Annotated in this window: 13 protein-coding genes; 2 read left to right on the top strand and 11 right to left on the bottom strand. The window is 38.7% G+C overall.

Translation table 11 applies throughout. From position 1 onward, the window contains the following. The 7 genes from ACPW7N_RS16240 to ACPW7N_RS16210 all read right to left on the bottom strand — a co-directional run. A partial coding sequence (locus ACPW7N_RS16240; protein WP_425652146.1) for a hypothetical protein occupies positions 1-1,282 on the bottom strand: 1,282 nt, incomplete at its 3' end. Positions 1,283-1,348: 66 nt separating this feature from the next. Continuing rightward, the gene (locus ACPW7N_RS16235; RefSeq protein WP_425652145.1) at positions 1,349-2,512 is read right to left on the bottom strand and encodes a helix-turn-helix domain-containing protein; all 1,164 of its coding nucleotides are present in this window, start codon (positions 2,510-2,512) and stop codon (positions 1,349-1,351) included. Positions 2,513-2,541: 29 nt separating this feature from the next. Further along, positions 2,542-3,345 (bottom strand): DUF5986 family protein, encoded by an 804-nt coding sequence (locus ACPW7N_RS16230; RefSeq protein WP_425652144.1) that lies wholly within the window; start codon positions 3,343-3,345, stop codon positions 2,542-2,544. 200 nt (positions 3,346-3,545) lie between these two features. After that, positions 3,546-3,749: a hypothetical protein gene (locus ACPW7N_RS16225; protein WP_425652143.1), complete on the bottom strand. Its 204-nt coding sequence runs from the start codon at positions 3,747-3,749 to the stop codon at positions 3,546-3,548. Between the two features lie 6 nt (positions 3,750-3,755). Beyond that, entirely contained in the window at positions 3,756-4,196 is a 441-nt protein-coding gene (locus ACPW7N_RS16220) for a hypothetical protein (RefSeq protein WP_425652142.1), read from the bottom strand. A gap of 25 nt (positions 4,197-4,221) precedes the next feature. Beyond that, a complete protein-coding gene (locus ACPW7N_RS16215; protein WP_425652141.1) occupies positions 4,222-4,527 on the bottom strand; it encodes a hypothetical protein in 306 nt (101 codons plus the stop codon). A 35-nt stretch (positions 4,528-4,562) separates the two neighbouring features. Next, on the bottom strand, positions 4,563-4,865 hold the full coding sequence (locus ACPW7N_RS16210) for a hypothetical protein (RefSeq protein WP_425652140.1): 303 nt from the start codon (positions 4,863-4,865) through the stop codon (positions 4,563-4,565). A 135-nt stretch (positions 4,866-5,000) separates the two neighbouring features. On the opposite strand from ACPW7N_RS16210, the gene ACPW7N_RS16205 reads away from it, so the two are divergent. Continuing rightward, entirely contained in the window at positions 5,001-5,333 is a 333-nt protein-coding gene (locus tag ACPW7N_RS16205; RefSeq protein WP_425652139.1) for a DUF2834 domain-containing protein, read from the top strand. 72 nt (positions 5,334-5,405) lie between these two features. Here ACPW7N_RS16205 and ACPW7N_RS16200 read toward each other — a convergent pair whose 3' ends face one another. Next, positions 5,406-5,720 carry a hypothetical protein gene (locus ACPW7N_RS16200; RefSeq protein ID WP_425652138.1) on the bottom strand — a complete coding sequence of 105 codons (315 nt, stop codon included), beginning with the start codon at positions 5,718-5,720 and terminating at the stop codon, positions 5,406-5,408. A gap of 136 nt (positions 5,721-5,856) precedes the next feature. Here ACPW7N_RS16200 and ACPW7N_RS16195 point away from each other — a divergent pair, with 136 nt between their 5' ends. Further along, positions 5,857-6,096: a helix-turn-helix domain-containing protein gene (locus ACPW7N_RS16195; RefSeq protein ID WP_425652137.1), complete on the top strand. Its 240-nt coding sequence runs from the start codon at positions 5,857-5,859 to the stop codon at positions 6,094-6,096. Positions 6,097-6,146: 50 nt separating this feature from the next. Here the strand turns inward: ACPW7N_RS16195 and ACPW7N_RS16190 are convergent, their stop codons facing one another. The 3 genes from ACPW7N_RS16190 to ACPW7N_RS16180 form a co-directional block, all read right to left on the bottom strand. Next, positions 6,147-7,763: a DNA cytosine methyltransferase gene (locus tag ACPW7N_RS16190; RefSeq protein WP_425652136.1), complete on the bottom strand. Its 1,617-nt coding sequence runs from the start codon at positions 7,761-7,763 to the stop codon at positions 6,147-6,149. A gap of 99 nt (positions 7,764-7,862) precedes the next feature. Further along, positions 7,863-8,033 (bottom strand): hypothetical protein, encoded by a 171-nt coding sequence (locus tag ACPW7N_RS16185; RefSeq protein ID WP_425652135.1) that lies wholly within the window; start codon positions 8,031-8,033, stop codon positions 7,863-7,865. 45 nt (positions 8,034-8,078) lie between these two features. Continuing rightward, positions 8,079-8,330, bottom strand: a complete 252-nt coding sequence (locus ACPW7N_RS16180; protein ID WP_425652134.1) for a hypothetical protein — start codon at positions 8,328-8,330, stop codon at positions 8,079-8,081. Positions 8,331-8,348: the final 18 nt, after the last annotated feature.

The following is an 8,348-nucleotide window of genomic DNA, read 5'->3' as shown; positions in this document are numbered from 1 at the left end:
TCCCCTCATTTTCCATATACCTTTTTACATGTTCATTCTTTTCAAATCTATTTTCCGCACTTTCCGCACAAGCTTCCGTATCTCTTACTTTATTTACCGCACTTATGGTCATATTTTCTTCTGTATTTTCCGGCAAAAGTATCATTTTCCGTTCCTCAATTACATTTGCGGAGACAAGTGATTTTTCTTTCCGGTTGTGTTTTTTTTGTTTTAAAAACGCCAGTATGTTACTCCACATACCGGCAAGCCACCGGAAAGAAGAGCCAATCATTTTCCTCACCCAGGTAAAAATCATCTTACCTCTCGAAGATTTCTCATTTGTTGTTGAAGTAACATGCTGTGGTTTTATGGCTTCAGTTTGAAAATTAACTCCATCTACTTCCCAATTCCCCTGTGCAGCTTTCCACGCATTCCAACTTAATGGTGCCCATTGCCTTGCTACTGCTTCGGTTACCGAAAAGCCTGAAATCGTTGTACACAGTAGATTTCCTTCCTGTAGAATGTCAGTCAAGTTTCGGATTTCCTTTAAGTCCTCAATGATCCGTCTCCGTTCAATTTGTGTTTTTTCGAGTCCTTCTTCCCCATCTCTTTCCTGACGTGGAAGTCTGATTTCATTTACCGAGAGGCCCATATAGTAAGTTGTTTGTTTGGTTTCTTTCTTCTGTGTTCTTGCCAGACTCTCAAAATAATCTAGCCGTTGTAACTTTAGCTTTTGTATGCCATGTGTAGCTGCATTTTTCTGTCTTTTGGAATTCCATACATCCCAATGAAAGTCCGGTGACTGTTCAGTAGAAATCATTACTTTTACATGCCTTTGCATACACGCACGCAGAAATTTTGCAAACGAAATAATTCGTCTCTTTTTATGAGAAAATAAAGCTTCATTCCAGGGAGGTGCTTTCACTCGAAACGCTATCTGCCACTCTCGTCCACTTTTATAGAAGGGACCATCTGCTTCAACATTTAGTATTTCTCCAATCTTTTCACCTGTTCCACTTTTTGCTTCCTTTCGGTATCTCTTTGATCGTTTTCTCCGGTAAGGGAACTGGAGAAAACGATTGAGAAAAATAAATACCACTCCAATTACCCCTAAGATAAGCTTCAGGAATATATTGAGTGGCATAAATGATAGTATTGCTCCACACAAGACTGTTTGAACAACGATCCAAACCAAATCCCATAAAGTTAGTCCGAGAAAACTAATATCAGCCCGTATATCCCCCAATAGGCTGGTTATGAGAAAGTTTTCTTCTTGCTCGTAGCGTGTTTCTCTATCGTCCATGACCTATCACTCCTTTTACTTCTGGCCTAGCTAAAATACCCCAACCTTTTGGCTGGGGTATTTTAATTAGCTGCTCTTTATTGATTGCCGAACTGCTAGTTTAATTATTTTGTCTTCATTAGCACTTTTATCTACAAGAGATCCCTTTTTTAGATTGAGAATCGATTCAGCTTTATTTTGTGGCAAACCAAGTCTCTGCAAAATATCCTTTGCCTTAATAACGTTATTCATTAAAAGAAGATCTACTGCTTTTCTCAAAACGGTTGGATCGGGGACTACTAAAACATCGTCCAATGGCTCTTTTGTTCTCCAACCATTTTTACTCATTTGTCTCATCATATATTGGTATTGGTTATAATTAATGGCACCCAAGAGATATGCCCTTATAACCATTGCCCCAATTGATACTTTCCATTTCTTCTTTAATTCAACAAATTGATTTAAATTTACAGGCGAAACTAAATCACTTAGGAATTTACTTCTTGGTAATAGAAATGAGGCAGCAAAATAATCTGCTTGTCTCTCCATATCTCTATACTCTTCTTTTGTTAAATCATCAATACTTTCAATATGGCTGTGAAGTATTTTGTGCCCTATTTCATGGGCAGCGTCAAAGTGTCTTCTAACAGCAGATTGCTTGTCACTACCAAGAATGATAAAAAATCTTTCTTCATCATGGACAAGCTGGGTTTGACTAAATGCATCGATCTTATGTGATGTTGTTTCAAAAGAAGAAAAAATTACCCCGTTTCGCTCTAATAAATTGATAATGTTATTTATTGGTTCAAGACCTAATCCCCAATACTGCCTTGTCTGTTCTGCTATTAATTCAATTTCACTAAGATCAAGTTTTTCAATTTCAAAAACTGGAATATTTAATTTGGGAAAATCAATATATTCATCTAAAATGGTAAAAGCCTCTGTCAAGCTTTCTAACTTTTCAATTTGTGAATCTTTAGTAATCTTAGTTGCAGTAAGTGCTGATCTAAAAAATGCACCTCCTACTCGTGAATTGTTTCTATCGGGTAAATAGAAATATTCACGTGGAAAATTTAATACATTCATAATTTTAAGTAGTGTTTCAAGACTTGGTTTTGCTTTACCATTTTCATACTGTGAGATTACTTGTTTGGATACTCCTATAAGACCAGAAAGTTCTGCGATGCTCATTCCTTCATATACTCTAGCTGCTCTTAATCTATTAGGATTAAACGTACTAATGCGATCCATTTCTATTCTCCTTTTGAGGAGAGAGGAAATTATTTTCCCCCTTCCTCTTCGTCTACATCATCCTGTTTGAAAAGTAGTTCTACGTTGTTAAGCTGATCTTTGACGGATTGTTTGATGTCAAGATGGATCTCTTCAGGATCATTAGGTAATTCTTGGTTAGGTACGTTGGAATACTCAACTGTAATCCATTTACTCCAATTATCCTTTTCTAAGTATCCAAATGCTGGATCAGGATGTGGAGTATATGCACTAACTTCGACAACTTTTTCTTCTTCGTTTAGAGAATACGTAATAACTGTTAGAACTTTAACATCCAATTCTCCAATCAGATCATCAAGCTTATGCTTTAATTGTAAATAGTTACTATTCGCAAGATTATACATACTCCCATCATCCAGATCCTCGAAATCTAAGCTTGTCTGTCCAATTTGAAGAGAGCCATTACCAGAAACTAAGCCTTCATTTGCGAGTCTATATGCTAAGAAATGATGCAAAGATTCATTAATTTTCTTTCGCATATTGATCTTAAATTGATCATCGCTCATTACGAGGAACATTGTTTTGGAAGACAAGTGGTAAATTTGAATATGAGCTGCGTTCCATTGGAGGCAATGCGTATTTTCATCGTCCTTCACTACTACTTTAAATTGATCTGGTGGGAGGAGTTCTTCTACTGTGTTGTTAACACAATCCTTCCGATTATAAGGATCTCCCCCTTTGGTATTGGTCCCCTTATAATTTATCAGATCTATATACCCATCATGGACACCAGAAACAAGCGTACCAACTATTTGTTTCTGAATATCAATGTCCCTTGTAATATAGAAGCTCATGAAATATCCTCTCTCTTTCACGATTGGATTATTTTGAAATAATTTTTACATTTTTAATCCAATTCGTCAAGAGAAACTCATATTATCATATTATCCAAACAACGGAACGTTTATTCCCTATCATTTAAACTTTACTTAAATTGAACGGTAAATATTGTTACTTCTTTCTATTCCTTTCATTTATCCTATCGTGTGTTCTATTAAGCGGTTGCCTGTGCTGGTTCAGTAACTTGGTTAAAAAACCGAATTTCCTTTTGGCTAAAATGAGTTGCTTCGGTGTATTTAAAACCAATCATGGAGATGTCGATAGTTTCGCTAATGTCGTCAGTTGACTCGTTAACCTCTTGCTCCGTTGCGCCGATTTTAAAAAGTTTCTTGCGGTTCTCTGGCGTATTCTTAATCAAGATATATTACAACTCGCCGCACGATGCGGAGAGATCCTCGATTTCGATGCTGTTGAGAATGTCAAGATTACTCATCGGCTTAATGTCGATCAACACAGGCTGCTCAAACGTCCAATAATCGGTTGCATAACTGCTGGAAAACGCCTCGTCAAGAATTGCTTGAATACGTTGTTTCACATCATCTGTAAAGCAATCATTAGCTCGTTCATCCCAGTCCTCGTACATATCTTGGTACTCATTATCGAGGTATACCTCTATCATTCTTTCAGCGCTTGGCTGCCATCTCTCCGGTTTAACTGTAAACCAGTCATTATTTTCATGATGCGGTTCTCCTAACTCGGTAATCTCACGTTTCAACTCGGCTACGGTATATTTCACGCTATGCTCTTCACGACCGATCTCAACGTCATCAGCCAATTCAGAAAGCTTTAAAGTTTTTTCTGTCATCATTACCTCTCCCTTTCTTCCTTAACTATTTAGATAAAGGCAATATAAGTCTTGTAAAATGTGTAACGTACTCAGGGAAATCGCAATCCAATGGGTTTCCACAATACGGAGGTTCCTCAATTGGGAATTTCCACCACAAGCAATCTCCGTAATCTTCTCCCCATTCCTCAATCGACTTTGGTTCCAATGCATCTTCTAACTCCCCAAGTCTTTTAACCGCCATATGGTACTCGAAGAAAGCGTCATAATCGTTAAATTCATTTGACTTATGTGTATAATCTTTTAAGTCGTATAGAAACGCTCCAATAGATTTTTTTGTCAATCTATTCATGATTTCACTCCTTACACATTAAGTGAAAAAACATTCTAGGAAATTAAATTAGGAAACTTTTCAAGATAAAATTTCACTTTATGTCGATGGATTGAATGTATCTCTATAGTACGGTGATCCTGCTTATTATAAAGAGCATAGAAAATGCTTCCTAACTTGTTCTCAGTAATATAAAACTCTAAAAATTTATCATCTTCACATATGCAAAATGATGAAGCATATTTAGGGTCAAAATGAATTTTAAATTCTGATACAAATTTTTTATCAGTAAGAGATCCAATATAATCCCAATCAACAAAAGCCTGATTTTCTTTATCAAATTGGATGATTTCTTTCATATATTCCCCTCCGATTTATCAAAATGAGCAATGTGTAAATTCCCTAAATTGTACAGAATTTGAGTATCAAACGAATTGAAGTTGACTCTTTATTGACTGTATAATGTTTCCAAAAACAAGGGTGTGAAGTAAAGAATGAAAAACCTATATTTGCTACTGGCAATTTTGGGAGCAGTCTTGCCTTACAGTCATTTCATTCCGTTTCTTCGTGCAAATGGATTAGATATCAAACTCTTTACATCAGAACTTTTTGCAAACAACATTTCTTCATTTTTTGCAACCGATTTTCTTATCTCATGCTTAATTTTCTGGGTATTTCTTTTTCAAGAAGTTAGAAAGCATCAAATCAAGCATTGGTGGATTTACATAGTCGCAACTTTAACTGTTGGTTTATCATTTGCTTTTCCTCTGTTTCTTTACTTCAGACAGAAAACAATAGAAGGTCCTAAACCAATTGATTTAACATAATTGAGAGCCAGTTAAGCGCTCCGATCCGTCCTGCTGTACTCAGTAATTATTGTGATAAGCACCACCCCCGCCTTATATCGCAGGGGTGTGTTCAATTCCGTTCTCTTTTAAGACTTCCGCTGTCATTCTGAGTATTACATTACGAACATATCGAGGCGTCGCCTTCGCACCACTCATATGTAAAAGATGAATGTGGTCTTCTTCGGCTTTTCCCTCAAAAAGAAGGTCGGTTCCTTTGCGGATGAATTCCGCATCCCAGACATCGAAAACAGGCGTTCCTCCGTGCCATTGCTTGCGACGAACATTGAACCTAACGAAAGCTCCTTGATCAAGTACACCATCTGTTTCTACGATCCACGTTTCCTGCTCATTTTTCCATGTTTTCATTTTTACTCATCCCTTTCATATCGATACGTTAAACGTATCATTCTGCACTCAGTATATCCCGATACTTTATACGTGTCAACAATCAATTGACACATTAAACGTATCAATGTAATATGTTCCTTGAGGAGATGAGAAAATGAAACTTCGTTCAAATTTAAAGCAACTTCTCGATGATAGAGAAATTTCTGTGAGGCGAGTTGCTCGTGACATTGAGTATCGGCTAGGTTCAGTTCAAGATCTTTACAACGACACTATGGAACGTTATCCTCGGGAACTACTTTCCAAACTTTGTGCATACTTAGGGTGTAGTGTAGGAGACATACTGGTTATTGAGAATGTTCAAACTAAATCAGAACCAACCGAGGCAGGTCTTTAGTGGCCTGCTAATTCATATTTGCTACACGATTTTGCACAATACACAATATGTTAAATCGTTAACGCCAACTGGCCGATCGGCTGGTTATATCGCTCAAATGCTGCTACGTTTCCAGATCCAGTACATAACTCTGGAAGATTAGCTCTTACTAACGCTTCAGCGAACGGTGGAGGTACAGCGTTTCCACAGCGTGCAACCTGATCTTCCTTGGTCTGCTTCTTTCCGGTTACATCTTGATCAATGATGTACTCAGGCGGAAAGCCCTGGGCGGCAAAGAGTTCATGAGCTTCCAACATTCTCATTCCAATGTCCACAATCTGATAATCTTCACCGTGTATTGTTACAAGTCCGAATCGATCTTTTGTTGTTATTGTATGCAAAGGTTCCGTACAACTTTGGCCTACATCTGAGCCATAATATTTCATCAAAAAAGCCCTGACCTCACCAATATGTCCTCCACCCGCCGTAAGTGTTGGAATAGGTTCCGTTACTTCTTGACCGAACATGTTATTTCGCAGAATCAGTAGATTGCTGGTGACCAATGCGTATCGATTAGACGTATCCAGCGTCATGATTGGTTTATCCAATGTTTGACCACGTACTTCATGCTTAGCAGTTTCACTGTGATATTGTGCTAGAAACGCTGTTACTAATGCGAAATGGCCGCCCTTAACCTCAGCACAGATGGTCCTCATTGGTTCTCCAACCGGCATGTTGCGCTGGTTACTACCGTTTGCATGTTCAGTGATGAAGCCAACCTTATCATTGATCACAAATGGAGAATCGGACTCGATAACAAAACGCTGTATTCCTTTTGCGATCCGACGCAATGTCTTATCAACAAGAGGTCGTTTCACCCTAACACCGTACTTTTTCTTAATTTCCTTAGATGTCTCGAAAATGCTAGGGCACGGAATCGACCAATCTATGATCTCCGCTGCTGTCCGCCATGGTTTTAATCTGCCAGCTTGAACCTCCAAACTCTTTGGATCGCCATGTGTTGGTTTTGGCCAGACAATCGATTTTCCATCACATCTAGCAATCAGAAAGAATCTTTTACGAATAGTAGGCGCTCCATAGTCACACGCTCGTAATTCACTCCATTCAACCTGGTAGCCTTGATCACGAAGAGAACGAACAAATGCCCTAAAGGTTTTCCCTTTCCTTTTCGGATCAGCTACCAACCATTGGTCCTTTAACTTGACTACCTCTCCGGGTTCCGCTACTGTTCCATCGAGTTTTACAACTCTTCCGGTTTTCTTGTCCCTCTTTGCAACAAGAGGTCCCCATCCCTTGAATTCTTCAACATTCTCCATGATCTGAACACGAGGTTTAACAGTCCCACCCCATCGAACGAGGTTCCACGCTAATCCTCGAATGTTTTTATCCTTTGGTTTTCCGCCACTAGCTTTACTGTGGTGGGTACAGTCAGGGCTTTGCCAACATAACCCTACTGGTCGCCCTCTTGTAGCTTTGTGAGGGTCCACATTCCAAACCGACTCCAGATAATGTTCTGTTTCTGGATGGTTTGCAGCATGCATGGCAATCGCTGCTTCATCGTGATTGATTGCTATATCTACGCCACGGCCAAGGGCTTGTTCAATTCCATTTGACGCCCCTCCACCGCCTGCAAAGTTATCAACGGCGATTTCTTTGGAATACTGCACACATGTCCCCTCCCATTTATCAAAATTGAGAATCTGTCAAATCTTCTGGAAGAGTCAACGGAATTCTTGGGTGTGTCGTTGCCATTCATGCACCCTCTTCTAAAAAATGTAATAATGGTCCTTCTCACATTTGTGACACACTAAACCATTAAAAAGCTCTGTTTTTTCATCAAAGACCTTAATTTCTGTTTCTAACAATGTAAGTTGACTTAACGGAAACATTAAGCCGCACATATCACATTTAGCTTTAATGCTTTCTGCTGATTTCATTTCGAATGCCTCCCCGGTTACTGTGTATGGATGAAAAGTGATTTGCTAACCGACATTTGTTGTTTGCCCTCTGTAACAATGGCCCGCATATCTCCAACCTTCAGGTGTTCTTTTTAAGGTAGCAAAAGTTGCTTTCCCGTTGATGTGACTATGCGGTTCTCCAAGTTGAATCACTTGACTTGTCCAGCAAGCAGGTGGCATTACGTTGAGAAAATGATCTACAAACTCATCGTCAACCAGGTCACCAATTGACAAATACTCATTCAAACTTCCCTTCCAATCCCTCAAACATTTCATGCTTTTTCCTCCTATTAG

Origin of the sequence: Brevibacillus nigriterrae, from assembly GCF_049846925.1 — a bacterium.
Lineage (GTDB): Bacteria > Bacillota > Bacilli > Brevibacillales > Brevibacillaceae > Brevibacillus_H.
Note: the sequence above shows the minus strand (reverse complement) of the source record. Positions and strands in the feature narration are given on the sequence as shown.

Coding starts and splice junctions, on each gene's coding strand:
- ACPW7N_RS16235 (WP_425652145.1), bottom strand. CDS start 2,512: ATGGATCGCATTAGTACGTTTAATCCTAATAGATTAAGAGCAGCTAGA.
- ACPW7N_RS16230 (WP_425652144.1), bottom strand. CDS start 3,345: ATGAGCTTCTATATTACAAGGGACATTGATATTCAGAAACAAATAGTT.
- ACPW7N_RS16220 (WP_425652142.1), bottom strand. CDS start 4,196: ATGACAGAAAAAACTTTAAAGCTTTCTGAATTGGCTGATGACGTTGAG.
- ACPW7N_RS16215 (WP_425652141.1), bottom strand. CDS start 4,527: ATGAATAGATTGACAAAAAAATCTATTGGAGCGTTTCTATACGACTTA.
- ACPW7N_RS16210 (WP_425652140.1), bottom strand. CDS start 4,865: ATGAAAGAAATCATCCAATTTGATAAAGAAAATCAGGCTTTTGTTGAT.
- ACPW7N_RS16205 (WP_425652139.1), top strand. CDS start 5,001: ATGAAAAACCTATATTTGCTACTGGCAATTTTGGGAGCAGTCTTGCCT.
- ACPW7N_RS16200 (WP_425652138.1), bottom strand. CDS start 5,720: ATGAAAACATGGAAAAATGAGCAGGAAACGTGGATCGTAGAAACAGAT.
- ACPW7N_RS16195 (WP_425652137.1), top strand. CDS start 5,857: ATGAAACTTCGTTCAAATTTAAAGCAACTTCTCGATGATAGAGAAATT.
- ACPW7N_RS16185 (WP_425652135.1), bottom strand. CDS start 8,033: ATGAAATCAGCAGAAAGCATTAAAGCTAAATGTGATATGTGCGGCTTA.
- ACPW7N_RS16180 (WP_425652134.1), bottom strand. CDS start 8,330: ATGAAATGTTTGAGGGATTGGAAGGGAAGTTTGAATGAGTATTTGTCA.